The organism is Pseudomonas sp. GD04158 (assembly GCF_029834875.1).
Lineage (GTDB): Bacteria > Pseudomonadota > Gammaproteobacteria > Pseudomonadales > Pseudomonadaceae > Aquipseudomonas > Aquipseudomonas hydrolytica.
Genome location: NZ_JAODYT010000046.1, coordinates 14,600 through 38,058 on the forward strand (window position 1 = coordinate 14,600; position 23,459 = coordinate 38,058).

At 62.9% G+C, this 23,459-nt stretch carries 32 protein-coding genes and 1 tRNA gene; 4 read left to right on the plus strand and 29 right to left on the minus strand.

Annotated features, from left to right (window positions below):
* Positions 1–20 precede the first annotated feature (20 nt).
* The 11 genes from ndk to trmJ form a co-directional block, all read right to left on the minus strand.
* The gene (gene ndk / locus N7333_RS16685; RefSeq protein ID WP_003246225.1) at positions 21–452 is read right to left on the minus strand and encodes a nucleoside-diphosphate kinase; all 432 of its coding nucleotides are present in this window, start codon (positions 450–452) and stop codon (positions 21–23) included.
* A 157-nt stretch (positions 453–609) separates the two neighbouring features.
* A complete protein-coding gene (gene iscX, locus N7333_RS16690) occupies positions 610–807 on the minus strand; it encodes a Fe-S cluster assembly protein IscX (RefSeq protein WP_003246226.1) in 198 nt (65 codons plus the stop codon).
* Between the two features lie 16 nt (positions 808–823).
* Positions 824–1,165, minus strand: a complete 342-nt coding sequence (gene fdx / locus N7333_RS16695; RefSeq protein ID WP_012019505.1) for an ISC system 2Fe-2S type ferredoxin — start codon at positions 1,163–1,165, stop codon at positions 824–826.
* Between the two features lie 3 nt (positions 1,166–1,168).
* The gene (gene hscA / locus N7333_RS16700; RefSeq protein ID WP_129481746.1) at positions 1,169–3,034 is read right to left on the minus strand and encodes a Fe-S protein assembly chaperone HscA; all 1,866 of its coding nucleotides are present in this window, start codon (positions 3,032–3,034) and stop codon (positions 1,169–1,171) included.
* A gap of 45 nt (positions 3,035–3,079) precedes the next feature.
* Entirely contained in the window at positions 3,080–3,601 is a 522-nt protein-coding gene (gene hscB / locus N7333_RS16705) for a co-chaperone HscB (protein WP_129481747.1), read from the minus strand.
* A gap of 9 nt (positions 3,602–3,610) precedes the next feature.
* Positions 3,611–3,934 carry an iron-sulfur cluster assembly protein IscA gene (gene iscA, locus N7333_RS16710; RefSeq protein ID WP_003246232.1) on the minus strand — a complete coding sequence of 108 codons (324 nt, stop codon included), beginning with the start codon at positions 3,932–3,934 and terminating at the stop codon, positions 3,611–3,613.
* A 13-nt stretch (positions 3,935–3,947) separates the two neighbouring features.
* Complete coding sequence (iscU, locus tag N7333_RS16715; protein WP_003246233.1) at positions 3,948–4,334, minus strand: Fe-S cluster assembly scaffold IscU; 387 nt, start codon at positions 4,332–4,334, stop codon at positions 3,948–3,950.
* A 43-nt stretch (positions 4,335–4,377) separates the two neighbouring features.
* Positions 4,378–5,592 carry an IscS subfamily cysteine desulfurase gene (locus N7333_RS16720; protein ID WP_003246234.1) on the minus strand — a complete coding sequence of 405 codons (1,215 nt, stop codon included), beginning with the start codon at positions 5,590–5,592 and terminating at the stop codon, positions 4,378–4,380.
* A 30-nt stretch (positions 5,593–5,622) separates the two neighbouring features.
* The gene (iscR, locus tag N7333_RS16725; protein WP_003246235.1) at positions 5,623–6,120 is read right to left on the minus strand and encodes a Fe-S cluster assembly transcriptional regulator IscR; all 498 of its coding nucleotides are present in this window, start codon (positions 6,118–6,120) and stop codon (positions 5,623–5,625) included.
* A 136-nt stretch (positions 6,121–6,256) separates the two neighbouring features.
* On the minus strand, positions 6,257–7,042 hold the full coding sequence (gene cysE, locus N7333_RS16730) for a serine O-acetyltransferase (protein WP_129481748.1): 786 nt from the start codon (positions 7,040–7,042) through the stop codon (positions 6,257–6,259).
* Positions 7,035–7,814, minus strand: a complete 780-nt coding sequence (gene trmJ, locus N7333_RS16735; protein ID WP_177491010.1) for a tRNA (cytosine(32)/uridine(32)-2'-O)-methyltransferase TrmJ — start codon at positions 7,812–7,814, stop codon at positions 7,035–7,037. Before trmJ ends, cysE begins: the two co-directional genes overlap by 8 nt.
* Positions 7,815–7,959: 145 nt before the next feature.
* On the opposite strand from trmJ, the gene suhB reads away from it, so the two are divergent.
* Positions 7,960–8,775 carry an inositol-phosphate phosphatase gene (suhB, locus tag N7333_RS16740; RefSeq protein ID WP_003246238.1) on the plus strand — a complete coding sequence of 272 codons (816 nt, stop codon included), beginning with the start codon at positions 7,960–7,962 and terminating at the stop codon, positions 8,773–8,775.
* Positions 8,776–8,907: 132 nt separating this feature from the next.
* On the opposite strand, the gene N7333_RS16745 is transcribed toward suhB, so the two are convergent.
* From N7333_RS16745 to N7333_RS16775, 7 genes are all read right to left on the minus strand, one after another.
* On the minus strand, positions 8,908–9,450 hold the full coding sequence (locus N7333_RS16745; RefSeq protein ID WP_003246239.1) for a glycine zipper 2TM domain-containing protein: 543 nt from the start codon (positions 9,448–9,450) through the stop codon (positions 8,908–8,910).
* 119 nt (positions 9,451–9,569) lie between these two features.
* Positions 9,570–10,484 carry a protein translocase subunit SecF gene (secF, locus tag N7333_RS16750; protein WP_177491032.1) on the minus strand — a complete coding sequence of 305 codons (915 nt, stop codon included), beginning with the start codon at positions 10,482–10,484 and terminating at the stop codon, positions 9,570–9,572.
* A gap of 12 nt (positions 10,485–10,496) precedes the next feature.
* Positions 10,497–12,365, minus strand: coding sequence for a protein translocase subunit SecD (secD, locus tag N7333_RS16755; RefSeq protein ID WP_012019512.1), 1,869 nt, complete (start codon positions 12,363–12,365; stop codon positions 10,497–10,499).
* 71 nt (positions 12,366–12,436) lie between these two features.
* The gene (gene yajC, locus N7333_RS16760) at positions 12,437–12,766 is read right to left on the minus strand and encodes a preprotein translocase subunit YajC (RefSeq protein WP_003246244.1); all 330 of its coding nucleotides are present in this window, start codon (positions 12,764–12,766) and stop codon (positions 12,437–12,439) included.
* Positions 12,767–12,807: 41 nt separating this feature from the next.
* Positions 12,808–13,923: a tRNA guanosine(34) transglycosylase Tgt gene (gene tgt / locus N7333_RS16765; protein ID WP_003246246.1), complete on the minus strand. Its 1,116-nt coding sequence runs from the start codon at positions 13,921–13,923 to the stop codon at positions 12,808–12,810.
* Positions 13,924–13,943: 20 nt separating this feature from the next.
* Positions 13,944–14,987: a tRNA preQ1(34) S-adenosylmethionine ribosyltransferase-isomerase QueA gene (gene queA, locus N7333_RS16770; RefSeq protein WP_129481750.1), complete on the minus strand. Its 1,044-nt coding sequence runs from the start codon at positions 14,985–14,987 to the stop codon at positions 13,944–13,946.
* Positions 14,988–15,078: 91 nt separating this feature from the next.
* The gene (locus N7333_RS16775; protein WP_129481751.1) at positions 15,079–15,819 is read right to left on the minus strand and encodes an ABC transporter substrate-binding protein; all 741 of its coding nucleotides are present in this window, start codon (positions 15,817–15,819) and stop codon (positions 15,079–15,081) included.
* Between the two features lie 203 nt (positions 15,820–16,022).
* Between N7333_RS16775 and N7333_RS16780 the strand changes: the two genes are divergently transcribed.
* From N7333_RS16780 to N7333_RS16790, 3 genes are all read left to right on the plus strand, one after another.
* Positions 16,023–16,107 (plus strand) — tRNA-Leu (locus tag N7333_RS16780).
* A gap of 192 nt (positions 16,108–16,299) precedes the next feature.
* Positions 16,300–16,809 (plus strand): hypothetical protein, encoded by a 510-nt coding sequence (locus N7333_RS16785; RefSeq protein ID WP_279859112.1) that lies wholly within the window; start codon positions 16,300–16,302, stop codon positions 16,807–16,809.
* Positions 16,810–16,825: 16 nt separating this feature from the next.
* Positions 16,826–17,536, plus strand: coding sequence for an SOS response-associated peptidase (locus tag N7333_RS16790; protein WP_279859113.1), 711 nt, complete (start codon positions 16,826–16,828; stop codon positions 17,534–17,536).
* Here N7333_RS16790 and N7333_RS16795 read toward each other — a convergent pair.
* The 11 genes from N7333_RS16795 to N7333_RS16845 form a co-directional block, all read right to left on the minus strand.
* On the minus strand, positions 17,485–17,760 hold the full coding sequence (locus N7333_RS16795) for a carbon storage regulator (RefSeq protein ID WP_279859114.1): 276 nt from the start codon (positions 17,758–17,760) through the stop codon (positions 17,485–17,487). The two genes, N7333_RS16790 and N7333_RS16795, sit on opposite strands and share 52 nt — an antisense overlap.
* Positions 17,761–17,843: 83 nt before the next feature.
* Positions 17,844–18,110, minus strand: coding sequence for a hypothetical protein (locus N7333_RS16800; protein WP_279859115.1), 267 nt, complete (start codon positions 18,108–18,110; stop codon positions 17,844–17,846).
* 116 nt (positions 18,111–18,226) lie between these two features.
* Positions 18,227–18,493, minus strand: a complete 267-nt coding sequence (locus tag N7333_RS16805) for a hypothetical protein (RefSeq protein ID WP_279859116.1) — start codon at positions 18,491–18,493, stop codon at positions 18,227–18,229.
* Positions 18,490–18,894 (minus strand): hypothetical protein, encoded by a 405-nt coding sequence (locus tag N7333_RS16810; protein WP_279859117.1) that lies wholly within the window; start codon positions 18,892–18,894, stop codon positions 18,490–18,492. Before N7333_RS16810 ends, N7333_RS16805 begins: the two co-directional genes overlap by 4 nt.
* Complete coding sequence (locus N7333_RS16815; protein ID WP_279859118.1) at positions 18,891–19,343, minus strand: structural protein P5; 453 nt, start codon at positions 19,341–19,343, stop codon at positions 18,891–18,893. The genes N7333_RS16810 and N7333_RS16815 overlap by 4 nt, the downstream gene beginning before the upstream one ends.
* Positions 19,344–19,421: 78 nt before the next feature.
* A complete protein-coding gene (locus tag N7333_RS16820; protein WP_279859120.1) occupies positions 19,422–19,796 on the minus strand; it encodes a phage tail protein in 375 nt (124 codons plus the stop codon).
* A 25-nt stretch (positions 19,797–19,821) separates the two neighbouring features.
* Entirely contained in the window at positions 19,822–20,802 is a 981-nt protein-coding gene (locus N7333_RS16825) for a hypothetical protein (RefSeq protein ID WP_279859121.1), read from the minus strand.
* An 8-nt stretch (positions 20,803–20,810) separates the two neighbouring features.
* Positions 20,811–21,416: a hypothetical protein gene (locus N7333_RS24260; protein WP_347815292.1), complete on the minus strand. Its 606-nt coding sequence runs from the start codon at positions 21,414–21,416 to the stop codon at positions 20,811–20,813.
* Complete coding sequence (locus tag N7333_RS16835) at positions 21,416–22,021, minus strand: putative phage tail protein (protein ID WP_279859122.1); 606 nt, start codon at positions 22,019–22,021, stop codon at positions 21,416–21,418. The genes N7333_RS24260 and N7333_RS16835 overlap by 1 nt, the downstream gene beginning before the upstream one ends.
* The gene (locus N7333_RS16840; RefSeq protein ID WP_279859123.1) at positions 22,012–23,046 is read right to left on the minus strand and encodes a baseplate J/gp47 family protein; all 1,035 of its coding nucleotides are present in this window, start codon (positions 23,044–23,046) and stop codon (positions 22,012–22,014) included. Before N7333_RS16840 ends, N7333_RS16835 begins: the two co-directional genes overlap by 10 nt.
* Complete coding sequence (locus tag N7333_RS16845; RefSeq protein ID WP_279859124.1) at positions 23,036–23,437, minus strand: phage GP46 family protein; 402 nt, start codon at positions 23,435–23,437, stop codon at positions 23,036–23,038. Before N7333_RS16845 ends, N7333_RS16840 begins: the two co-directional genes overlap by 11 nt.
* Positions 23,438–23,459: the final 22 nt, after the last annotated feature.

Here is a 23,459-nt window from a genome sequence, read left to right on the forward strand (position 1 = left end):
ACCCTCGCTTCATTCGCCAATCAGCGAATGCGCGCGCACAGCTCGGTGGCGGAGAAGAAGTAAGCGATCTCGCGCGCAGCGGATGCTTCGGAGTCCGAACCGTGAACGGCGTTCTCGTCGATGGAAACGGCGAAATCGGCGCGGATGGTGCCCGGAGCAGCTTCTTTCGGGTTGGTAGCGCCCATCAGCTCGCGGTTTTTCAGAACGGCATCTTCACCTTCCAGAACCTGGACGATGACCGGACCGGAGGTCATGAAGGCAACCAGATCCTTGAAGAAACCGCGCTCGCTGTGCTCAGCGTAGAAACCGGCAGCTTCGCGCTCGGACAGTTGCACCATCTTCGACGCGACGACGCGCAGACCGGCCTTTTCGAAACGGGTGGTGATCTCACCGATGACGTTCTTGGCAACGGCGTCCGGCTTGATGATGGAGAAAGTACGTTGAACAGCCATGTGAAGCTCCAGAAACTTAGGGTTAAAGCGAAAAATTAAACCCGCGAATTATACGCGGGTTCCGGGATGGCAGCCACAGGCGGCAAGCCTATAGCTGCAAGTAAAAGCTACGAGCCGCCCTGACTGTTGTAGCCAGAGGCTTGCAGCGAGTGCTGATCTACAACTCTTCGATCCAGGCCGCCTGAATGGCCTCGAGCACTTTTTCGCCGCCGCGTTGCGGGTCATCGGCGAATTCCGGCAGCTCCACGACCCAGCGATGCAGATCGACGAAGTTCACGTAGCGCGGATCGACATCAGGCTTGCTCTCGCTCAACTGGATGGCGATCTCCAGCACATCAACCCATTTCAAACTCATGATGAGGTTTCCAGGCTCAGTGCGGCGCTTCTGCCGCGTGATTCAGCGAATACTTGGGAATTTCGATGGTGAGGTCTTCCTCACCGACGATCGCCTGACAGGCCAGACGCGATTGGGCCTCCAGGCCCCACGCCTTGTCCAGATAGTCCTCTTCCAGCTCGTCCGCCTCGTTAAGCGAGTCGAAGCCCTCGCGCACGATGCAGTGGCAGGTGGTGCAGGCGCACACGCCGCCACAGGCACTCTCCATCTCGATATGGTGCTGGTGCGCCAGCTCGAGGATCGAGATCCCGGGTTCGGCCTCTACCACCAGGCCTTCCGGGCAGAATCGCTCGTGAGGCAGAAAAATCACCTGCGGCATCAATTATTCCTCGATCTCGTTGAGATTGCGCCCAGCCAGCGCGGCCTTCACCGTCGAATCAAGACGACGGGCAGCAAAAGCATCGGTCACCTGCGACAGGCGTTTGCTCTGCCGCTCGATGGCCAGGCCGTCATTGCTGGCGAGCAGGTCGCGCAGCTCCTGCACCTGCAATTCGATGACCTCACGCTCCTCGGCATCGAGCAGGCGCTCGCCATCGGCTTGCAGGGCCGCCTCGACCGCCTCGATCAGGCGCTGGGCATCGACCTGCTGCTCACGCAGAGCCCGTGCAGCCTTGTCGTCGCCGGCGTTCTGGAAGGAGTCCTGCAGCATGCGCGCGATCTCGCCATCGGTCAGGCCATAGGAAGGCTTGACCTGAATGCTCGCCTCCACGCCCGAGCCCAACTCGCGCGCGGCGACGCTGAGCAGGCCGTCGGCATCGACCTGGAAGGTCACTCGAATCTTCGCCGCACCAGCCACCATCGGCGGGATGCCGCGCAATTCGAAACGTGCCAGGGAGCGGCAGTCGGCGATCAGCTCGCGCTCGCCCTGCAGCACGTGAATCATCATGGCCGTCTGGCCATCCTTGTAGGTGGTGAAGTCCTGCGCACGCGCTACCGGAATGGTGGTATTGCGCGGAATCAGCTTCTCCATCAGCCCGCCCATGGTTTCCAGGCCGAGCGACAGCGGGATCACATCCAGCAACAGCAGCTCTTCGCCCTCGCCACGCTGATTGCCCGCCAGGGTGTCAGCCTGGATCGCAGCGCCGATGGCCACCACCTGATCGGGATCGATATTGGTCAGCGGCGTGCGACCGAACAGCTCGACCACCGCCTCGCGCACGCGAGGCACGCGAGTGGAGCCACCGACCATGACCACGGCGCTGACTTCTTCCAGCTCGACGCCCGAATCGCGCAGCGCGCGCCGGCAGGCCTTGAGGCTGCGTGCGACCATGGGCTCGATCAGCGCCTCGAACTGCTCGCGCGACAGCGTACCGCGCCAGTCGCCATGGCTCAGCTCGACGTGATCAGCATTCGTCAGCCCTTCCTTGGCCGCACAAGCGGCCTGCAACAGGCTGCGCTGCGCCGACGGATCGAGATCGCTGGAAATGCCGGCTTGCTGGATGATCCAGTCGGCAATGGCATGATCGAAGTCATCACCACCCAGCGCACTGTCGCCACCGGTGGCCAGCACTTCGAACACGCCACCGGTCAGGCGCAGGATGGAGATATCGAAGGTACCGCCACCCAGATCGTAGATCGCGACCACACCCTCGGCCTTCTGATCCAGGCCATAGGCCACAGCGGCAGCGGTTGGCTCGTTGAGCAGGCGCAATACATTGAGCCCGGCCAACCGTGCGGCATCCTTGGTGGCCTGGCGCTGGGCGTCATCGAAATAGGCCGGCACGGTAATCACCGCCCCGACCAGCTCGCCGCCCAGGGTCTGCTCGGCACGCAGACGCAGCGTCTTGAGAATTTCCGCCGAGACCTCGACCGGGCTCTTCGCCCCCTGCACGGTCTCGATGAACGGCATATGCGACTCGCCCGCGGCGAAGCGATAGGGCAGTTGCTCGCCCAGCTGATGCACGTCGGCGATACCACGGCCCATCAGGCGCTTGACCGACAGCACGGTGTTGAACGGATCGCTGGCCGCCGCCAGCTTGGCCGACTCGCCAACTTCCACGTGCTGCGGGTGATAGCGCACGGCCGACGGCAGGATGACCTTGCCATCGCCATCGGCCAGGGGTTCGGCCAGGCCGCTGCGTACAGCAGCCACCAGCGAATTGGTGGTACCCAGGTCGATTCCCACCGCCAGCCGACGCTGGTGCGGTTGCGGGCTCTGCCCAGGCTCGGCGATCTGCAATAAGGCCATGGTCTTCTTGAAATCATCAGGCAGGCTGCCGAAGCAACCTACAGGTTAATCGTCGAGGCGCTCTTCTAACTGGCGCACTTCATGGGACAGCTTGTCGAGGAACTGCATGCGACGCATCAGGCGCTCGGCCTCCTCGCGCCGGGTATCGTCGTCCCAGCACGCGGCGAAACTGTCATTGAGCTGCTCTTGTGCGGTTTTCAGGCGCAGCTTGAAGGCCGCGACGCCGGCGAGATCGGCGTCATCCTGCAGTTCTTCCAGCTCCTCGCGCAGCTGCATCTGCTGCAGCAGAAAATCCGGATCCTGGACCGTCACTTCCAGCGGCAGCTCGGGCCCACGCAGGGCCAGCAGATAACGCGCTCGCTGCGACGGCGTCTTCAGGACCTGATAAGCCTCGTTGAGACAGGCCGAGCGCTCCAGCGCCAGACGCTGCTCGCGCTCACCGGCATCGGCGAAGCGATCCGGATGAACCTGGCGCGCCAGCTCGCGATAGCGTGCGGCCAACTGCTCGAGGTCGAGACGAAAACTCGGCTGCAGATCGAACAGGGCGAAATGGCAAGGATTACCCACGCAGGCGCCTCAAACGTTGAAGCTTTCGCCGCAGCCGCATTCACCGCGCACGTTGGGGTTGTTGAACTTGAAGCCCTCGTTGAGGCCTTCCTTGACGAAGTCCAGTTCGGTGCCGTCGAGATAGACCAGGCTCTTGGGATCGATGATCACCTTGACGCCGTGGCTCTCGAAAACCTGATCCTCGGCCGCCAGCTCATCGACGAATTCGAGCACGTAGGCCAGGCCGGAGCAGCCGGTAGTACGCACACCGAGACGAATGCCCTCACCCTTGCCGCGCCCCTCGAGGGAGCGCTGCACATGGCGGGCAGCAGCTTCAGACATGGTGATGGCCATTGCAAACCTCGTATCAGAGCAAGCCTTTCTTCTGCTTGTAATCGCGCACGGCCGCCTTGATGGCGTCCTCGGCGAGCACGGAGCAGTGGATCTTCACCGGCGGCAGCGCCAGTTCTTCGGCGAGCTGGGTGTTCTTGATGCTCTCGGCCTCATCCAGAGTCTTGCCCTTCATCCACTCGGTGGCGAGGGAGCTGGAGGCGATAGCCGAACCGCAGCCGTAGGTCTTGAACTTGGCGTCTTCGATCACGCCGCTTTCGTTGACCTTGATCTGCAGGCGCATCACGTCACCGCAGGCCGGCGCGCCGACCATGCCGGTGCCGACATCCGGATCTTCGGCGTTCAGCTTGCCGACGTTGCGCGGGTTTTCGTAGTGGTCGATGACCTTGTCACTGTAAGCCATGCTGTACTTCCTCTCTCATCAGGTGCCGCTCTTCAGGCAGCTATCAGTGTGCTGCCCATTCCACGGAGGAAAGGTCGACACCTTCTTTGAACATATCCCACAGGGGCGACAGTTCACGCAGCTTGTCCACGGCCTCGCGGACCTTGGCAGCAGCGTAGTCGACCTCTTCTTCGGTGGTGAAACGACCGAAGGTGAAGCGAATCGAGCTATGCGCCAGTTCGTCGTTGCGGCCCAGCGCGCGCAGTACGTAGGACGGCTCCAGGGAGGCCGAGGTACAGGCCGAACCGGACGATACGGCGAGGTCCTTGAGCGCCATGATCAGCGACTCGCCCTCGACATAGTTGAAGCTCAGGTTGAGGTTGTGCGGCACGCGGGCAGTCAGGCTGCCGTTGACGTACAGCTCTTCCATGCCTTCGAGCTGGCGGTAGAAGCGGTCGCGCAAGGCGGTGATGCGCTGGTTTTCCGCAGCCATCTCTTCCTTGGCGATACGGAAGGCCTCGCCCATACCCACGCACTGGTGGGTGGCCAGGGTGCCGGAGCGCATGCCGCGCTCATGGCCGCCACCGTGGGTCTGCGCTTCCAGGCGCACACGCGGCTTGCGGCGCACGTACAATGCGCCCACGCCTTTCGGGCCGTAGGTCTTGTGCGCGGAGAAGGACATCAGGTCGACCTTCATCTTTTCCAGATCGATTTCCACCTTGCCGGTGGACTGCGCGGCATCGACATGCAGCAGCACACCGCGCGAGCGGGTCAGCTCGCCGATGGCGGCGATGTCGTTGATGGTGCCGATCTCGTTGTTGACGTGCATGACCGACACCAGCGTGGTGTCGTCACGCAGCGCTGCTTCGACCATGGCCGGCGTGATCAGACCATCTTCGCCCGGCTCGAGATAGGTGACTTCGAAACCTTCGCGTTCGAGCTGGCGAGTGGTGTCCAGCACCGCCTTGTGCTCGATCTTCGAGGTGATGATGTGTTTGCCCTTGCTGGCGTAGAAATGCGCCACGCCCTTGATGGCGAGGTTGTCGGACTCGGTGGCACCGCTGGTCCAGACGATCTCGCGCGGGTCGGCATTGACCAGCTCGGCGACCTGACGACGAGCGTTTTCCACCGCTTCCTCGGCCTTCCAGCCGAATACGTGCGAGCGCGAAGCCGGGTTGCCGAAGTTACCGTCGACCAGCAGGCATTCGCTCATCTTCTGCGCGACACGCGGATCGACCGGCGTGGTGGCGGAATAATCGAGGTAAATGGGCAATTTCATTGGGTTTCTCCTATCAGGCAAACGCCCTGCTCACTCGATGGCAGACGCTTCAATCTTATCCAAATGCGGCATAGTGCCTCTGCCGGAGCAGCGACGCTGATCCTGGCGCAACGCGACCTCTTGAACCTCACGGCGCGCGACCAGATCAGCCAGACTGATGCCACTGAGGAACTCATGAATCTGCTGACTGAGATCGCACCACAGGTGATGGGTCAGACAGGTGTCGCCAGAGTGGCAATCGCCCTGCCCCTGGCAACGCGTGGCATCCACGGATTCGTTGACCGCATCGATCACCTGAGCCACCTGGATACCGCGCATGTCACGCGACAGCTGGTAGCCGCCACCGGGCCCGCGCACGCTGGAAACCAGGTTGCCACGGCGCAGCTTGGCGAACAGTTGCTCGAGATAGGACAGGGAGATGCCCTGCCGCTCGGAAATATCGGCCAGGGAAACGGGACCGTGCTGCGCGTGCAGCGCCAGATCGAGCATGGCGGTAACGGCGTAACGGCCTTTGGTGGTCAGTCGCATGGCTCTACCACGAATCACTGAATTGCGGCGAAGTATGCAATTCCCGAGTATTTAAGTCAACTATAAGACCTATTGATTTACTCAGGATTGACCGCAAAAAGAGGCGGCACTATAGCAAGAACCGCCTCCCCCTGCATCAGGCAGCGGGCTTGTCGCCCTGCTGCTGGTCCTTGCAGACATCGGCGAAGTCTTCGTCACGCAGTGTCGGCAGGTCCTTGGCGCAGTAGTCGCTGCCAAGCGCCGTCAGCGCCTTGCACATCCCCTCCAGGCGTCCGTCGACCGCGTGCAGGTGATCGAGCAACTGGCCGATGGCACGCGCCACCGGGTCCGGCATGTCCTGACCGACGCCGTAGGCATCGAAGCCGATCTTCTCGGCCATCGCCTGGCGCTTGGCTTCCTGCTCGTCATCGGACTTGACGATGATCTTGCCGGGAATCCCCACCGCGGTGGCACCGGCCGGCACCTCCTTGGTCACCACGGCATTGGAGCCGATCTTGGCCCCGGCGCCGACGGTGAACGGCCCCAGCACCTTGGCCCCGGCGCCGACCACCACACCGTCTTCCAGAGTCGGGTGGCGCTTGCCCTTGTTCCAGCTGGTGCCGCCCAGGGTCACCCCCTGGTACAGCGTCACGTCGTTACCGATCTCGGCGGTCTCGCCAATGACGATGCCCATTCCGTGATCGATGAAGAAACGCCGACCGATCTTCGCCCCCGGATGGATCTCGATACCGGTCATCCAGCGACCGAAATTGGAGACTACCCGCGCCGGCCACTTCCAGCCCGAGCGCCACAGCGCATGGGCCAACCGGTGCAGCCAGACCGCATGCAACCCCGGATAGCAGGTCACCACCTCGAAGGCATTACGCGCCGCCGGATCACGGTGAAAAACGCTCTGGATATCTTCTCGCATGCGTTCAAACATCAGACTTCCCCTGCTTGTGAGGCTCTCCACGCACGGCCTTCTCCGTCTCGGTAAGGATGCCGCGCAGGATGTTCATTTCCAACTTGCTCACCGCACTGCGCCCGTAAAGACGACGCAGGCGAGTCATCAGGTGCCGTGGCTTCTGCGGATCGAGAAAACCGATCATCACCAGCACGCGACGCAGATGGCCGTAGAAGGACTCCAGCTCATCCGCGGTCGCCGCCTGGGAATTGAGCATCGCCGTGGTTTCCAGCTTCTCCACCTTGGTCGGCAGACTCGAAGCGGTCAGCCAGGCCATGCGCACTTCATAGGCCAGCACCTGCACCGCCGCAGCCAGGTTCAGCGAACTGAACTCCGGATTGGACGGAATATGCACGTGGTATTGACATCGCTGCAGCTCCTCGTTGGTCAGGCCGGCGTACTCGCGGCCGAACACCAACGCCACCTCACCCCCAGCGGCCGCCTGCTCGCAACTGGTCACACCGCACTCACGCGGATCGAGCAAGGGCCAGGGAATGCGTCGATCACGCGCACTGGTGCCGACCACCAGGGTGCAACCGACCAGCGCCTCCTCCAGCGTGTCGACCACCTGCGCGGCGTCCAGCACATCGGTCGCACCGGAGGCCCGCGCAACGGCATCGCCACTCGGGAAATCCTCGGGCGCCACCAGCACCAGACGCGACAGGCCCATGTTTTTCATTGCCCGCGCGGCACCGCCGATATTGCCCGGATGACTGGTACCCACCAGAACGACGCGAATTTTGTCCAGCAACGCAGCCACTCTCAGAAACGATTAGGGGGCAACGATCTTACCCAAGCCCTTGCGTGATTGCCATGCGAGGTACAGACGGCGCTTCATCAAGAACGGTTTTCTGCTAACATGGCCGGCTTTCTTTAACGCCCCAGGTGAACCTCCCATGCAGCCCATGCTGAATATCGCCCTGCGCGCCGCTCGCAGCGCCGGTGAAATGATCTTTCGCTCCATCGAGCGCCTGGATGTCATCTCGGTCGACGAGAAGGATGCCAAGGATTACGTCACCGAGGTCGACAAGGCCGCCGAGCTGATGATCGTCCAGGCCATCCGCAAGGCCTACCCGACCCACAGCTTTCTGGGTGAAGAAGGCGGCGTGCTGGAAGGTAGCGGCGATGGCGCCGATTATCAGTGGATCATCGACCCGCTGGACGGCACCACCAACTTCGTCCGCGGCGTACCGCATTTCGCCATCAGCATTGCCTGCAAGTATCGCGGCCGCCTCGAGCACGCCATCGTCCTCGACCCGGTGCGCCAGGAAGAGTTCACCGCCAGCCGCGGCCGCGGTGCAGCCCTTAACGGTCGCCGCCTGCGCGTGAGCAATCGCAAGAGCCTCGAAGGCGCCCTGCTCGGCACCGGCTTCCCGTTCCGCGACGGCCAGCTCGACCACCTGGACAACTACCTGAACATGTTCCGCAGCCTGACTGGCCAGACCGCCGGCATCCGCCGCGCAGGCGCTGCAAGCCTGGACCTGGCTTACGTTGCGGCCGGCCGCTTCGATGCATTCTGGGAATTCGGCCTGTCCGAGTGGGACATGGCCGCAGGCGCACTGCTGATTCAGGAAGCAGGCGGCCTGGTCAGCGACTTCAGCGGCGGCCATGAATTTCTCGAGAAGGGTCAGATCGTCGCCGGCAACACCAAGTGCTTCAAGGCCGTGCTGACTGCGATTCAGCCGCACCTGGCACCGTCGATGAAGCGCTGAGCCTCCATCGAGCAATAAAAAATCGCCCAGAGCGATTTTTGACGTCGCGCAGCGACGGCCCGTAGGGTGGCCGCCAAGGATGGCAGGCCACAAAAAAACGCCCCGAGGGGCGTTTTTTATTGAGCGCAGTTCTTACTGAGTCTGCTGCACCAGCACCAGCTCACCCTGCTTGTTCAGCGGAATCTGGCTGCCCGGATCACGATCCATACGCACCGTGCCGATCTTCTCGCCCACCTGATACTTCACGTCGTAACCCACCAGCTTCTCGCTGGTATCGGTCACGGTATTGCAGCGGGTTTCCGTGGTGGTATAGGTATCGCGCTGCTGCATGCCTTCCTGAATCTTGTTGCCGGCATAGCCGCCACCGACCGCGCCGGCCACCGTGGCGATCTTCTTGCCGCTGCCGCCACCGACCTGGTTACCCAGCAGACCACCGGCAATGGCACCAATGGCGGTACCGGCGATCTGGTGCTGATCCTGCACCGGTCGCTGACGCGTCACGGTGACGTCCTTGCACACTTCACGCGGGGTCTTGATGGTTTCCTTGACCGGGGTCACCGCCAGCACCTCGGCATAGGACGGACCACGATCCACCAGACTGTAAGTAGCGACCGCGCCACCTGCCGTAACACCCACCGCGCCCAGCACGGCACCTACCAGCATCGACTTGTTCATGATTTGTTGTCTCCTAGGCTCGGCGCCTCGCGCCCTTCTCCTTGCCTAGGACAGCAAAAAGCCGCGAAAAGTTCGACTTTTCGCGGCTTGGTCTGCCTTACATGAACTGCGTCACAGCATCAGGGACGACCGTCGTCGACCTCGGCGTCAGCCACCGGCGGGATCAGGTCCTCCACGCTGAGCTTCAGCCACACCAGCACCGTGGCGCCGATATAAACCGACGAGTAGGTACCCACCACCACACCGACCAGCAGAGTCAGGGCGAAGGCGGCCAGCACGTCACCACCGAAGAACAGCAGCGCCAGCAGTGCCAGCGCAGTGGACAACGAGGTGGCGATGGTGCGCATCAGCGTCTGAGTGATGGAGATATCGATGTTCTCGATCAGCGACGCCTTGCGCAGCACGCGGAAGTTCTCGCGGATGCGGTCGTAGATGATGATGGTGTCGTTCAGCGAGTAGCCGATCATCGCCAGGATGGCAGCCAGCACGGTCAGATCGAACGGAACCCGGAAGAACGCCAGCACGCCCAGGGTGATGATCACGTCATGCACCAGGGATGCGATGGCGCCAACACCGAACTTCCACTGAAAGCGGAATGCCAGGTACAGCATGATGCCGCCCAGCGCCAGGAGCATGGCGATGCCGCCCTGGTCGCGCAGCTCTTCGCCAACCTGCGGACCGACGAACTCGACCCGCTTGACCTCGAAACGGGTGGTGCTGTCGACCTTGCGCAGCGCCTCGGCAACCCGACTGCCCAGATCCGGGTCATCCCCGGCCAGACGCACCAGCACATCGGTGCTGGCGCCGAAGCTCTGCACCACGGCATCGGTATAACCGGCCTGACCCAGCTCGCGCTTGATCACCTCGAGATCCGCGGCCTGCTCGTATTGCAGCTCGATCAGGGTACCGCCGGTGAAGTCCAGGCCGAAGTTCAGCCCCTTGGAGAACAGAGCCCCCAGGCCGACCACGGTAAGCACCAGGGTCATGGCGAAGGCGATATTGCGTACCGCCATGAAACGAATGGTTGATTTGATCATGGCTGCACCTCAGATCCACAGCTTCTTGAAGTTACGGCCACCGAAGATCAGGTTGACCAGACCACGGGTGAACATGATGGCGGTGAACATCGACGTGATGATGCCCAACGACATGGTCACCGCGAAGCCCTTGACCGGGCCGGTCCCCATGGCGAACAGGATGCCGCCGACCAGCAGGGTGGTCAGGTTACTGTCGAGAATCGCCGAGTAGGCGCGGTCGAAACCCTCATGGATGGCACGCTGCACGTGCAGCCCGTTGGCCAGTTCCTCGCGTATGCGCGAGAAGATCAGCACGTTGGCATCCACCGCCATACCCAGGGTCAGCACGATACCGGCGATACCGGGCAGCGTCAGCGTCGCGCCAATGGCCGACATCAGCCCCACCAACAGTACCAGGTTGAAGGCCAGCGCCACGGTCGCCAGCACGCCGAAGAAGCGGTAGATGGCGATGATGAACAGCGCCACGAAGATCATCGCCCACTCGGTGGACTCGATACCCTTGGCGATGTTTTCGGCACCCAGGCTCGGGCCGATGGTGCGCTCTTCAGCGAAGTACATCGGCGCGGCCAGGCCACCGGCACGCAGCAGCAGCGCCAGTTCCGAGGACTCTCCCTGGCCGTTCAGGCCGGTGATGCGGAACTGGCTGCCCAGCGCCGACTGGATGGTGGCCAGGCTGATGATCTTCTTCTCTTCGACGAACGAAGAGACGGCGACTTCCTGCTCGACACCATCGACGGTCTGACGCACGTAGCGGGTGACCGGCTTCTGTTCGATGAAGATCACCGCCATGCTGCGGCCAACGTTGTTGCGCGTGGCGCGGTTCATCAGATCGCCGCCATGGCCGTCGAGGCGGATGTTCACCTGCGGGCGGCCGTTCTCGTCGAAGCTGGCCTGGGCATCGGTGACCTGGTCACCGGTGATGATCAGCTCACGCTCGAGCTGCACCGGCGGACGCCCCTCCTCGCGGAAACCGAAGGTCTCGGTTGCACCGCGCGGCGCGTCGAGATCGGCCTGCAGGCGGAACTCCAGGTTGGCGGTCTTGCCGAGGATACGCTTGGCTTCGGCGGTATCCTGCACACCCGGCAGCTCGACCACGATGCGGTTGGCACCCTGACGCTGCACCAGCGGCTCGGCCACACCCAGCTCGTTGACGCGGTTACGCACGGTGGTGAGGTTCTGGCGAATGGAGTATTCGCGAATCTCGGCAATCTTCGCCTGAGTCAGCGCCAGCTGCAGCACCTGCTGGCCGCCGCGCTCGACGGTGGTCAGCTCGAAATCGTTGTAGTCCTTGCGGATCAGACGCTGGGCTTTTTCCAGCGTATCGCTGTCGGCGAAGCCGAGCTGAATACGGCCGCCCTGCTCCGGCATGCTGCGGTAGCGGATGCGCTCCTTGCGCAGCAGGCTCTTGATCTCGCCTTCGTAGACCTTGCGCCGCACATCCAGCGCCTTGTCCATGTCCACTTCCAGCAGGAAGTGCACACCACCGGACAGGTCCAGGCCAAGCTTCATCGGGCTGGCGCCCAGGCTGCGCAGCCAGTCGGGAGTGGTTTGTGCCAGGTTCAGCGCCACCACGTAGTCGTCGCCCAGCACGCGGCGGACGATGTCCTTGGCCGGCAACTGGTCATCCTGCTTGGTCAGACGGATCAGACCGCCACGGCCGCGCTCATCGAGGCTGGCAGCCTTGACCTGGATGCCGGCGTCCTGCAGCGCCTTGCTGGCGCGCTCGACGTCGCCCTGCTCGATGCTCAGCGCCGAACTGGCACCACTGATCTGCACGGCCGGATCATCCGGATAGAGATTAGGGATGGAGTAGACCAGGCCGATCGCCAATACGGCGAGAATCAGCAGGTACTTCCAAAGGGGATATTTATTGAGCATGAACGAGCCGCCCGCTTATGACGCGGGGCGCTAAAAGCGCCCCGTCGAATGAAAACTAGAAAGAACCGAAGTCAGATGGCTTTCAGCGTGCCCTTGGGCAGAGTGGCGGCGATGGCCTGCTTCTGGAACTTCAGCTCGACGGTGTCGGACACCTCGATCACCACGAAGTCGTCGGCAACCTTGGAGACCTTGCCGGCGATGCCGCCGCTGGTCACCACCTCATCACCCTTCTGCAGGCTGCTGAGCAGGTTCTTGTGTTCCTTGGCGCGCTTGGCCTGCGGACGCCAGATCATCAGGTAGAAAATGACCAGGAAACCGATCAGGAATACCCACTCGAAACCGCTGCCGGCAGGGCCAGCAGCCGCAGTGTCAGCGTAGGCGGCGGGAATGAAAAAGCTCATGTAACACTCCTAATGGAAAGGATCTTCAAACGTTCGGGAAATCAGTCCAGCGGCGGCACGGGCAGGCCGCGCTTGGCATAGAAGGTTTCGACAAAGGCGGCCAATGTACCCTGTCCGATAGCCTCGCGCAAACCAGCCATAACACGCTGATAATGCCGCAAGTTATGGATGGTATTGAGCATGCTACCGAGCATTTCGCCGCACTTGTCCAGATGATGCAGATAAGCGCGCGAGAAGTGTTTGCAGGTGTAACAGTCGCAGGTCGGGTCCAGCGGCGAATCGTCGTGCTTGTGCACGGCATTGCGGATCTTCACCACGCCGGTATCGACGAACAGGTGGCCGTTGCGCGCGTTACGCGTCGGCATCACGCAATCGAACATGTCCACGCCACGGCGCACGCCCTCGACCAGGTCTTCCGGCTTGCCCACACCCATCAGATAGCGCGGTTTGTCGGCCGGCATGTGCGGCGGCAGGAAGTCCAGCACGCGGATCATTTCTTCCTTCGGCTCGCCGACCGACAGCCCACCGATGGCCAGGCCGTCGAAACCGATCTCGCACAAGCCCTCCAGCGAGCGCATGCGCAGCTCTTCGTGCATGCCGCCCTGGACGATGCCGAACAACGCCGCCGTGCTCTCGCCATGGGCGGTCTTGGAGCGCTTGGCCCAACGCAGCGACAGCTCCATGGAGCGCTTGGCCACATCGAACTCCGCCGGGTACGGCGTGCATTCGTCGAAGATCATCACGATGTCCGAGCCCAGGTCGCGCTGCACCTGCATCGACTCTTCCGGGCCCATGAAGACTTTGGCGCCATCGACCGGCGAGGCGAAGTAAACGCCCTCTTCCTTGATCTTGCGCATCGCCCCCAGACTGAACACCTGGAAACCGCCGGAGTCGGTGAGGATCGGCCCCTGCCACTGCATGAAATCATGCAGGTCGCCATGTTTCCTGATCACCTCCATGCCCGGGCGCAGCCACAGGTGGAAGGTGTTGCCGAGGATGATCTGCGCGCCGATGTCTTCAACGTCACGCGGCAGCATGCCCTTGACCGTGCCGTAGGTGCCCACCGGCATGAAGGCGGGCGTTTCCACCACGCCACGCGGGAAGGTCAGGCGGCCGCGACGGGCCTTGCCGTCGGTAGCCAGCAACTCGAAGGACATGCGACAGGTGCGCGACATACTCAAACCTCGGGCCCGCGCGCGGCGGGGTTGCGGGTGATGAACATGGCATCACCGTAACTGAAGAAGCGATAGCCCTGCTCCACCGCCGCGCGGTAGGCGGCCATGGTCTCGGCGTAGCCGGCGAAGGCCGACACCAGCATCAGCAGGGTCGACTCGGGCAGGTGGAAGTTGGTGACCAGGGCGTCGACCACATGGAAGGGCCGGCCCGGATAGATGAAGATGTCGGTATCGCCGCTGAACGGTTTCAACTCACCGCTCTGCGCCGCGGTTTCCAGGGAGCGCACGCTGGTGGTGCCGACGGCCACCACACGACCGCCACGGGCGCGGCAGGCCGCCACGGCATCGACGACCTCCTGGCTGACCTCCAGCCACTCGCTGTGCATGTGGTGATCTTCGATGCGCTCGACCCGCACCGGCTGGAAGGTACCGGCACCAACATGCAGCGTCACGAACGCTGTTTCCACACCCTTGTCGCGGATCGCCGCCAGCAGTTCGTCATCGAAGTGCAGCCCCGCGGTGGGCGCCGCCACCGCGCCCGCCTTCTCGGCGTAGACGGTCTGATAACGCTCGCGGTCGGCCTCGTCATCCGGTCTGTCTATATAAGGCGGCAGCGGCATATGCCCGACCCGCTCCAGCAACGGCAGCACCGGTTCGGCGAAACGCAGTTCGAACAGGGCATCGTGACGGGCGACCATTTCGGCTTCGCCACCACCATCGATGAGAATCTGCGAACCGGGCTTGGGCGACTTGCTGGAGCGCACGTGCGCCAGCACCCGATGCTGATCGAGCACGCGCTCCACCAGCACTTCCAGCTTGCCGCCGGACGCCTTCTGGCCGAACAGCCGCGCCGGAATCACCCGGGTGTTGTTGAACACCATCAGGTCACCGGGGCGCAGTTGCTCCAGCAGATCGGTGAACTGGCCATGACGCAGCGCCCCGCTCGACCCATCCAGCTGCAACAGGCGACTGGCCCGGCGCTCGGCCAGGGGATGACGGGCGATCAGCGACTCGGGAAGATCGAAGTGGAAATCGGCAACACGCATGATTCGATTCGGAGGGGGTATTTCTGCAGGGTGGCAAAGCTTACCGGATTTCCCCTTGGCCGGCCACGTGGGCTGTCCCCGGGGGCCAACGCTACGGCGCGTAGCGCACGACGATTCGCGCCAGGGTGCCGTCCGCCTGGATTTCCCTGATGGCCGCATTCAACGCCTGCAGCCGATCGGCATGAGCACGATGCAGGCGAATTCGCAGTTGGACACGATGGATTACCGGCCCCTCCTCGACCTGCCAGCGAGGTGATCGCAGCTGGGCATTGCTGTGCGTCAGGTAACGCCACTCCAGGCGGTCGATGATGCCGGCCTCGCTGTGCCGCTGGGCGACGCGGTAGATCAGTGCGAACGCATCGGCGCCATCGTTGCGCTGGAAGTACTCGCTGCCGAAATAGCCATAGCCACGCACCGTGGCAATCGAGCGCCCGCGCAGGTCCTCGACCTGCCGGTAGGGGAAGGCCGCACCAGGGGCGAACAGCAGCATCTCATCGGCCTCGAGCACCGGCACCGACCACACCGATACATCCGCCTGCTCGGGCTCGGCACGCCAGCTCTGGCTCACGCAACACTCAAGCTGCAGTTGCCCTTCGCGAAACAGTTTCTGGGTACGCAGCGGCGGCAGCGGGTGGCTCGCCTGCAACTCCTCCGGCAGGCGCTCGTCGAGGGCGAGCATGAAGTCATGCAGGATGCCGCTGACCTGGCCGTCGCGCACTATCCAGTACGGCTCCCAGCTTTCATCGGTAACGGCATAGGTGAGCGTGCCCGCCAAGGCCGCAGGAGAAATCAGCAGACCGGCGATGATCGCCCGGCACAAGACTCTGAGCACACGCCCTCCCGCTCGACTACAGATCCCAGACCACCCCGTCCAACTCGGCGCTCTCGATGACAGGCGCAATCTTAGTCGCAAGGCCGCCATGAAAAACCGCCACCCCATCAGCCCCTGAACACGCATGGCACCGTTGCCGAGGGGCTCGATACCGACGCCGATTGACCGGCGCAGGGTGCGTCCCTATACTGCGCCGCCATTGTGCCCCGGTGGCGGAATCGGTAGACGCGGCGGATTCAAAATCCGTTTTCGAAAGGAGTGGGAGTTCGAGTCTCCCCCGGGGCACCAAGAATCAAACGAAAGGCCTTGATTTTCAAGGCCTTTTTTTATGCCTGGCGTAATCTTGGCGTAACGACTATTAAGCCGCTCAGCAGCCGAATCGCAGGCACAAGAAAAGGCCCGGCGCCGCAGGAAATCCCCACGGCGCCGGGCCTTTTTGCTGCAATGGACAAGAACACTGTATAGAAATACAGTATTCATATGGACCTTCACGACCTTGCGCACAAGCGCCTCGAACTCAGCCGATGGCTGGCCGCCTATCAGGACGACACCGCCTGGCGGAACATTGAGGCCGAGCACTATGCCTATCTGCGCGACAGGGCAAACGAGCTGCTGCAGCTCGGCGAGGTCTCGACCGACACGCGCAACCGCATCGCCGAGGCCGCTTTCGAGAAGTACCAGGCCTATCTGCGCCTGAACACTGCAGCCGAAACCCAATGGGCCTGGCACTACGAGTATCTGGTGCATGAGGCCGAAACGCTGATCGGCAAAATCGGCGGCGAAGGCCACCTGTTCGCGCACCCTGATCGGCAGCTGATGGGCTGCATCAGCGTGACACCCGGGGTCGTGCCTCGCCTGATCCGCTACGTCGACTATGATCCGGTGGTTGTCGGGATCGTCGACGGCCTGCTCATCAAGCGGCCGGATGCCGAGCCCTGGCGCATGACCCTGATCCGCAACCCGAACGCCAAGCGCTGGGCTGCAGGCTAACCAGCAGGAGGCGCGCATGTGCGGCCGCTACGTTTCCCCCGATGATCGTGCGATCGAGCGCTACTGGCACATCGGCGCGCGCAACTCTGGCCAGTGGATACGCCGGTACAACGTCGCGCCATCCACCCAGGTGCCGCTGTTGCGCCTCAACGCCCAGGGCGAGCTGGAACTCGACGCGGCGCGCTGGGGGCTGGTACCGCACTGGTGGAACAAGCCCGCCCTACCAGGCCTGAGCTTCAATGCCCGCAGCGAGGAGGCCGCAAGCAAGCCGATGTGGCGCCAGGCGATCCGGGCACAGCGCTGCATCATGCCGGCGCTTGGCTGGTACGAGTGGAACGAGCAGCAGAAAGTGCGCAACCGCGCAGGCCGGCAGGTGAATCAGCCGTACTACCACCACGCCGCCGACGATAGCCCGCTGGCCATCGCCGGGCTGTGGTCGAGCTGGACGACGCCAGACGGCAAGCAGCTGCTGTCGTGCGCCCTGCTCACCAAAGAAGCGGCCGGGCCCGTTGCGGCGATCCACCATCGCATGCCCGTCATTCTGGCTCCCGAGCAGTTCGACCTCTGGCTATCGCCCGACAGCAGCCTCGAACAAGCTCATGGAGTGATCGCTGCCAGCCGGCAGGACTTCGAGGTCTACCCGGTCACGACCGATGTCGGTAACACCCGCAACGACTACCCGGAACTGCTGGAGCTGGTAGAGGTGGATTTCGGGGGGCGACGGTAGCCACGCGTTTCGCGCACATCCCACTCGCCGAGCTCATCGCGGACGATGCTGATGTCGCTCGGCGCCTCGACCGACAGTTTCACCTTGCCGCCTCTGATCTCACGGACATCAATCATGATGCCCTCGCGCTGCAGCTGCTCGAGAATCTTCACCGGGTCCGCGTCCTTCTCAACGTGCAGGAACAGCCGCTCGCCGACTCGACGCGATAGAACCAGATGCCGCATATGAATCTCCTTCCCTGAGAAAATCACCGAGTCCCGAGCATAGCCGACACGTCACCTGCACGTCTCGATTACAACTCCGCGCTTCAGCTGTCGGACTCGTACGCCGCAACACCCTCGCCAAACGAGATCCACTCCGACTCAGGCGCCGAAGCCTCGCGCATGATGAACAGCTCGACAGGCTTCCCTGCAGCAGGCTCGGCCGGCTTGATACGCGCCAGGCGGTGCGTCTTCACACCCAGGGTGTAGGAGCTTTCAGCCCGGTGGAAATCCCACAGGCCCCAGCCGCCAGACTCACTCAGCTTACGCTCAAGCTTGATCGGCCTCTTGCCGTTCACCCGGATCACCAGCACGGCAACACCCCTTCAAGGAAGAAAGCCGCAGTCTACCCCAACGACCACCAAACACCGGGCACAAAAAAAGGCCCGGTACCGCAGGGGCTCCCCCACGGCACCGGGCCTAATGTGTCTCACTGACAAGCGGCAACAGCGGCCTCCAGCCGCTTCTCGTAACCCTTGCGCTGCAGCCGCTCGGCGCGTAGCGCGCGCATCTGCTCGGCAATCGAGGCGCCGATGGGCAGCGAGTCGACCGCGAACGCAGGGCGCTGAACGCGCTCGGTCTTGCACGGAATCCGCACTGGCACCTCGACTCGCACCAGCTGCGGCTCGGGTGGTTCAGCGACCCGGACTGCGCAACCGGCCAGTAGCAGAGCCGGGACGATGAGCAGCCCCTTCATAGCCCGCGCTCCCGTTTCAGTTCATCGTCGAAGGCTGCCGAAGCTGCGGCGCAGACATCAGCACCGACCGGCGTGCGCTCCTGCATCACTGCCAGAGCCTGACGGTCTGCCAGTTGTGCCTCTCCCTCGGCCCGCTGCTGCACATCGCGCGCACGAGCGGAGCGCTCCTGCTCGGCGGCGCGCAGTTCAGCCAGGGCGCCGTTCTGCTCGATCACCTGGCCGAGCAAGTTGGTACGGGTAGTGCGGCAGGCGCCGAGCTTGTCGGCATCATCGCGCCGGGCTAGGCGCTCGGCCTCCAGCTCGGCCTGCAGGAAGCTGACACGGATCTGTTGCCCCGCCACCAGCAGCAGACCGAGCAGCAGCGCCCAACCCCAGGCTGGAATCAGTTTCAACCAGGTCATGCCAGCGCTCTCCGCACGCCTTCATCGATCACTTCCGCCTTGTAGGGCTGACCGCCGTTCTCGTGCTTGATGATCTCGACCACCAGCGCACGCAGCACCGGGCGCTGGCGGACGTCGATGACGGTATCGGATTTCACGCCGAGCGCCTTTGCGACGGCAGAAATGTAGGCCGCGGTATCGTTTTCGTTACCCGGCGCCCAGCGGTTAATGGTTTCGCGGACAGTATCGATGCCAGGGCCACCAACACCGGGCAGACCGTCTTTGCCGCGGTAGTTGAGCAGCAACTTGCCCAGGGCGCGGATGCCATTCTCCGGCGTGTCGAAGCGGGCGAAGCGCGGGCGCGGCACACCCAGCTCCAAGCCGATCTGCCCTTGCCAGTTGTTGCGCGGGTTGAAGTCGATGTTGCCGGGGTTGTTGTTGCGAACGCCACGAGGGGTGGACTTCGACATAGGTTTCTCCGGGCGTAAAAAAGCCCGCACGGCGGCGGGCTTGAGGCCATCAGGATGATAGTGAAATCGTGATACGCCTTAATCGGTCGGCCAGGGGTGCTCGGCCTGAATTTCGGCAAAGCGTGCCTGGCCTCGCACTTTTGCCGCCTCGGCGGCGACGGCATTGCCAAGCAGACTTTCGCGCTGCGCCTCTGCGAAGTAGCGGTCGCTGCCGGTGATCGGGTCGGCGTATGCGCGCAGGCGTGCGGACTCTATGTCTTCGCGGGAGAGCGGGGGCGGGTCGATCAGGATCGGCAGACCGTGCTCATCGTGGCTACGGATCTTCCCAGGCGCAGGATTGGCGATAACACTCAGATAACACGCGTCATCAATTGGAACAGCGTCAGCGGGAATATCACGATGCAGTTCCAACAGATAAGTGCTTCCGGTGGCTTTGCTGTATAGGCGATTCATATACACCCCATTAGTTAAATAAATACTATAACGGCAAAAACCCAAATACGCCGGTGACACTAATGACTTCGCCCAATGTCAACGCCCCCTCGAAAGCCACCGGGTAGACTTTCCCATGCGAGGAAACCCGCACTACAGGCGCCTCATAGGGCACCCGGATGGCAGTGTCGTATAACGAAACGAAATAGGTTTTTATGATTCCAGATTCCAGGCTCGCAATTGTCAGTGGGTCGTTATAGCCGCCAGTTTCAGCACGACTGTCGCGAGTGATATCGAGCGACGCGGTGACGTTGGTTAGGTTCAGCCCGCAAGCATATGGAGTGCGCGGAACATAAAGCATGGCCTGGTCGGCGGCGATGCGCTGGAACTGGACGCCGCCGAAACGGACGTACTCGATATCGGTTTTTGCCCTGATTTTGTATGCGAAGCCTACCGATGCTGTATTCCCGAAGGTGTACTGGTTCCAGACGTCAACGACCGGCGAACCATCACCTCGATGAGCCTGATAAGACTCCTGCAAGATGATCGAACTACCAGAAAGCGCATCAAAAGAATTGGGTACCTGCCGGTAGTCGAGGAACACCTTATATTGATATGCGGTAACCGTACTGACGCCATCAACCTTGTGATTCCCACCGACTACCTCGCCTGCGCTAACCCATATCGGCGGAGACTCGTCCATAGTGTCACGCAAATTTATTCCACTGCCGTAGGCATTCACCCACGAAGAAGTTGAAGTGCCGACAGGGATAAGCCGCTCCCCGACAAAATCAAAAACACCATTACTCCACGCGACAGACTGTGGACCAACGCGCATCCGCACAACCTTGTCATGCAATGCGTCGAATGGAACACGCAAATAGACCGACTCACCGAGTCTCTTAGCATGAACGTCAGCTTGGGCGCTCCCCCCACAAAATCCTGCAACAAGAAGTACAACGACAAAAACTATTGAGAGCTCAACGCATCGGACGCCCGAACAAAATATAAACAATGGAAATTTCATCTTACCCCCTAGCGCCCGAGCGCGAAAAAAGAAAACCCCACGGTACCCGTCGAAGACTTTGCGTTGAACTGAGACAGATTGCTCTTTTGAACAGCTACAGACTCAACACCGATTGTGCCCGCATCACTACCAAGCACCTGAAAAACACTGTTTGGAAATGCAAGCGGATAACCATGCGTAGTCCCCGATGCCGTAGTAGCGGCGTTTCCCCACTGCAATATCAGTCCTGCCAGCCACGAAGGAAAAACTATATAACCATTATCCCCTAAACTGATCATAAATCCGAAGCGCAACTTAAGCGGCGTAACCGCTACATCATCCGACTCGCCTGCATTCACCTCGATCTGGGTGCCGATCCGCACGACACCACGAAGGGCCTCGGTAGCAGCCGCCGTGGCCAAACGGAACATTTTCCAGATAGACCCGACCAGCTGGTTTTTCTGCGCCTCGTCCGGCTCGTCACCCACCTCGCGCACCACGTTGAGGATTTCTTCGGTCACGTCGTTGCCCCACTGCGCCGGAATCAGCGAGCCAGGGGTTCCGTTCACTTGGTCTTCGTCGACGAACTGGCCGTCGACCAGGCCCACGCCTGGCACACTCTTCGGGTAATCCATCAGGGCGCCTCTTCGTACAGAATATGTTCAAGGGTGTGCGCCGGGGCGGCGCGTCTTACCAGGCACTCCAGTGCCTGCACGGGGTTTGCGCCGAAGCGCTCACCCCAGTAGCTCGCGCCGAAGCGGCGGCCGCCAGAGGGGCGCTCGCCGGCATACAGCGTCCACATGTGTTGCTGTGCCCAGGTGCCGAAGTGCGCGCAGCCAAAGCGCGCACGACCGAAGCGCGGGGCGCGATGGGCGACCACCTGGGGGTTCGGATAGCCCTGATCGCGGGCCAGTCGCTCGAAGTAGGCGGCCGACTGCCCGCCCAGGCCGACAAGGCGTTCCCTCACCGCCTTCTTGCGATCATCCAGGGCCGGCGCCGACCCGAGGCACGGGTCGGGCAGTTGCATGACGCGCTCCCAGTCGGGCAGCATCTCGTGCAGGGTCAGCGGATCGGCTTCGTTCAGCAGGTCGAAAGCGCGACTATCCGCGCGGGCCAGCTCGGGCGCCAGGCCGCGCAGGGCAGCGTCGACCTCGGGCACCAACTCGGCATCCCAGGCCGGCCCCGGCGGCAGCAGGGCGCGCAGCTGGGCGTGGTAGTCCGCCGCGTTTCTTACTGCCATAGGATGCCCCCGAAGGTCAGGACTTCATTGCCGGCGGCCTCCACGTTGGCAGGCGGCGCGACCAGCACATGGTCGCGCTCACCCTCGGCGGTACTGATCGCCTCGGCGATATGGGTGCGCAGCAGGGTCACGCCAGGCTCGCTCTCGCGATAGTGCAGATCGCGCAGGCTGGCTTCCACCGCCGCGCGGATCGCCGAGGAATCCGGCGTCAGCGCGATCTGGTAGACCACCGGCTTGGCGATGGGGGCCATCACATACAGCTCGGGGTCTACCGGCTGCAGCGGCTCGACGTAGGCCCGCACCTCGGCCAGCGCTGCGGGGTTCGGGATCGGGTCGGGGTCGCCGTCGCGCAGCACGAACAGGCCCACGGTGCCCGGCCCGACCCAGCGGCGGCGCACCCAGGCGCGGGTAACGCCGGGCACCTCAAGCGCCCAGGTCACGTAATCGTCGGCGTTGCCGCCATGGGGCAACTGGCGATAGGAACGGATCACCCGCACGCGCAGTGCCTCGATGCTCTCCTGATCGGTGCCGCCGGTCAGGCCGTCACCCGTCACGCTAAAGCCGTCGACAATACCCAGCACCGGCGACACCAATTTCAGCTTGGCGCCCGCCATGGTATTACCCAGCGCGCCCGCCTCGACCGCCTCAAGCGTGACGCTGCCGGCGTTGCCGGCCACCGTGGCGGCAACCTTGAATTGCACTCCATCGTCACGCTGTAGCAGCGTGCCGGCATCGAGCACGGCACCGACGCTGCCGGCAAAGCTGGCGGCGCCCGCTGCCGGAACGGCGGGAAGGCGGTCACGAATCGGCCGCAACTTGGCCAGGCGCAGCAACATTTCTTCTTCGCAGAGGTCGGGCAGCAGCTGATTGGCGACCCACTGCTGGTGGCCGTACAGGCCGAACACCGCACCAGACAGCGCGCGGGCGGCGACGCGGGCGTCGGAGTGACGCAAGCCACCCTCGCCGGCCAGGTCGGATTGCGCCCGGCTGATCAGCACGGGCAGGGTCGGGACGTTAAACGGCATGGATCACCTGCCAAAGGTTGTCGAGTTGAACCGTCACCCGCTCGCCTTCCGGCGTGGTCAGCACCAGGCGCATTTCCAGGCGGTCGACGCCGCGCGCGGTGGCAATGTCCAACGCCGCGACACGGCCGTCATCGAGCAGCCATTGCAGCGCCTCGCGGGCGTAGTCGCGGGCGTCACGCTCGGTCTGCGCGGTCAGGCTGCGGCGGCGCAGCAAGTAGAGGCGCGAGCCGATGCGGTCGTCGGCCTGGCTGGGGAAGCTGTCGCCCCACCAGCCATAGCGCTCGGCGTCGTCGAGCGGGTCGTCGACGCCGGCGCGGCGCCAGGTCAAAAGGCTGATGACCGCCGCGCGGTGCAGCGCGACGGTCTGTTCGTCGTGTTCGGTTATGGCCATGCTCAAGCCCCATTCGGTGCGG

Bases quoted from the DNA above. Each gene is read 5' to 3' on its own strand.
- ndk (WP_003246225.1), bottom strand. From the start codon at position 452: ATGGCTGTTCAACGTACTTTCTCCATCATCAAGCCGGACGCCGTTGCC.
- iscX (WP_003246226.1), bottom strand. From the start codon at position 807: ATGAGTTTGAAATGGGTTGATGTGCTGGAGATCGCCATCCAGTTGAGC.
- fdx (WP_012019505.1), bottom strand. From the start codon at position 1,165: ATGCCGCAGGTGATTTTTCTGCCTCACGAGCGATTCTGCCCGGAAGGC.
- hscA (WP_129481746.1), bottom strand. From the start codon at position 3,034: ATGGCCTTATTGCAGATCGCCGAGCCTGGGCAGAGCCCGCAACCGCAC.
- iscA (WP_003246232.1), bottom strand. From the start codon at position 3,934: ATGGCCATCACCATGTCTGAAGCTGCTGCCCGCCATGTGCAGCGCTCC.
- iscU (WP_003246233.1), bottom strand. From the start codon at position 4,334: ATGGCTTACAGTGACAAGGTCATCGACCACTACGAAAACCCGCGCAAC.
- N7333_RS16720 (WP_003246234.1), bottom strand. From the start codon at position 5,592: ATGAAATTGCCCATTTACCTCGATTATTCCGCCACCACGCCGGTCGAT.
- iscR (WP_003246235.1), bottom strand. From the start codon at position 6,120: ATGCGACTGACCACCAAAGGCCGTTACGCCGTTACCGCCATGCTCGAT.
- cysE (WP_129481748.1), bottom strand. From the start codon at position 7,042: ATGTTTGAACGCATGCGAGAAGATATCCAGAGCGTTTTTCACCGTGAT.
- suhB (WP_003246238.1), top strand. From the start codon at position 7,960: ATGCAGCCCATGCTGAATATCGCCCTGCGCGCCGCTCGCAGCGCCGGT.
- N7333_RS16745 (WP_003246239.1), bottom strand. From the start codon at position 9,450: ATGAACAAGTCGATGCTGGTAGGTGCCGTGCTGGGCGCGGTGGGTGTT.
- secD (WP_012019512.1), bottom strand. From the start codon at position 12,365: ATGCTCAATAAATATCCCCTTTGGAAGTACCTGCTGATTCTCGCCGTA.
- yajC (WP_003246244.1), bottom strand. From the start codon at position 12,766: ATGAGCTTTTTCATTCCCGCCGCCTACGCTGACACTGCGGCTGCTGGC.
- tgt (WP_003246246.1), bottom strand. From the start codon at position 13,923: ATGTCCTTCGAGTTGCTGGCTACCGACGGCAAGGCCCGTCGCGGCCGC.
- queA (WP_129481750.1), bottom strand. From the start codon at position 14,987: ATGCGTGTTGCCGATTTCCACTTCGATCTTCCCGAGTCGCTGATCGCC.
- N7333_RS16785 (WP_279859112.1), top strand. From the start codon at position 16,300: ATGGACCTTCACGACCTTGCGCACAAGCGCCTCGAACTCAGCCGATGG.
- N7333_RS16790 (WP_279859113.1), top strand. From the start codon at position 16,826: ATGTGCGGCCGCTACGTTTCCCCCGATGATCGTGCGATCGAGCGCTAC.
- N7333_RS16795 (WP_279859114.1), bottom strand. From the start codon at position 17,760: ATGCGGCATCTGGTTCTATCGCGTCGAGTCGGCGAGCGGCTGTTCCTG.
- N7333_RS16805 (WP_279859116.1), bottom strand. From the start codon at position 18,493: ATGAAGGGGCTGCTCATCGTCCCGGCTCTGCTACTGGCCGGTTGCGCA.
- N7333_RS16810 (WP_279859117.1), bottom strand. From the start codon at position 18,894: ATGACCTGGTTGAAACTGATTCCAGCCTGGGGTTGGGCGCTGCTGCTC.
- N7333_RS16815 (WP_279859118.1), bottom strand. From the start codon at position 19,343: ATGTCGAAGTCCACCCCTCGTGGCGTTCGCAACAACAACCCCGGCAAC.
- N7333_RS16820 (WP_279859120.1), bottom strand. From the start codon at position 19,796: ATGAATCGCCTATACAGCAAAGCCACCGGAAGCACTTATCTGTTGGAA.
- N7333_RS16825 (WP_279859121.1), bottom strand. From the start codon at position 20,802: ATGAAATTTCCATTGTTTATATTTTGTTCGGGCGTCCGATGCGTTGAG.
- N7333_RS24260 (WP_347815292.1), bottom strand. From the start codon at position 21,416: ATGGATTACCCGAAGAGTGTGCCAGGCGTGGGCCTGGTCGACGGCCAG.
- N7333_RS16835 (WP_279859122.1), bottom strand. From the start codon at position 22,021: ATGGCAGTAAGAAACGCGGCGGACTACCACGCCCAGCTGCGCGCCCTG.
- N7333_RS16840 (WP_279859123.1), bottom strand. From the start codon at position 23,046: ATGCCGTTTAACGTCCCGACCCTGCCCGTGCTGATCAGCCGGGCGCAA.
- N7333_RS16845 (WP_279859124.1), bottom strand. From the start codon at position 23,437: ATGGCCATAACCGAACACGACGAACAGACCGTCGCGCTGCACCGCGCG.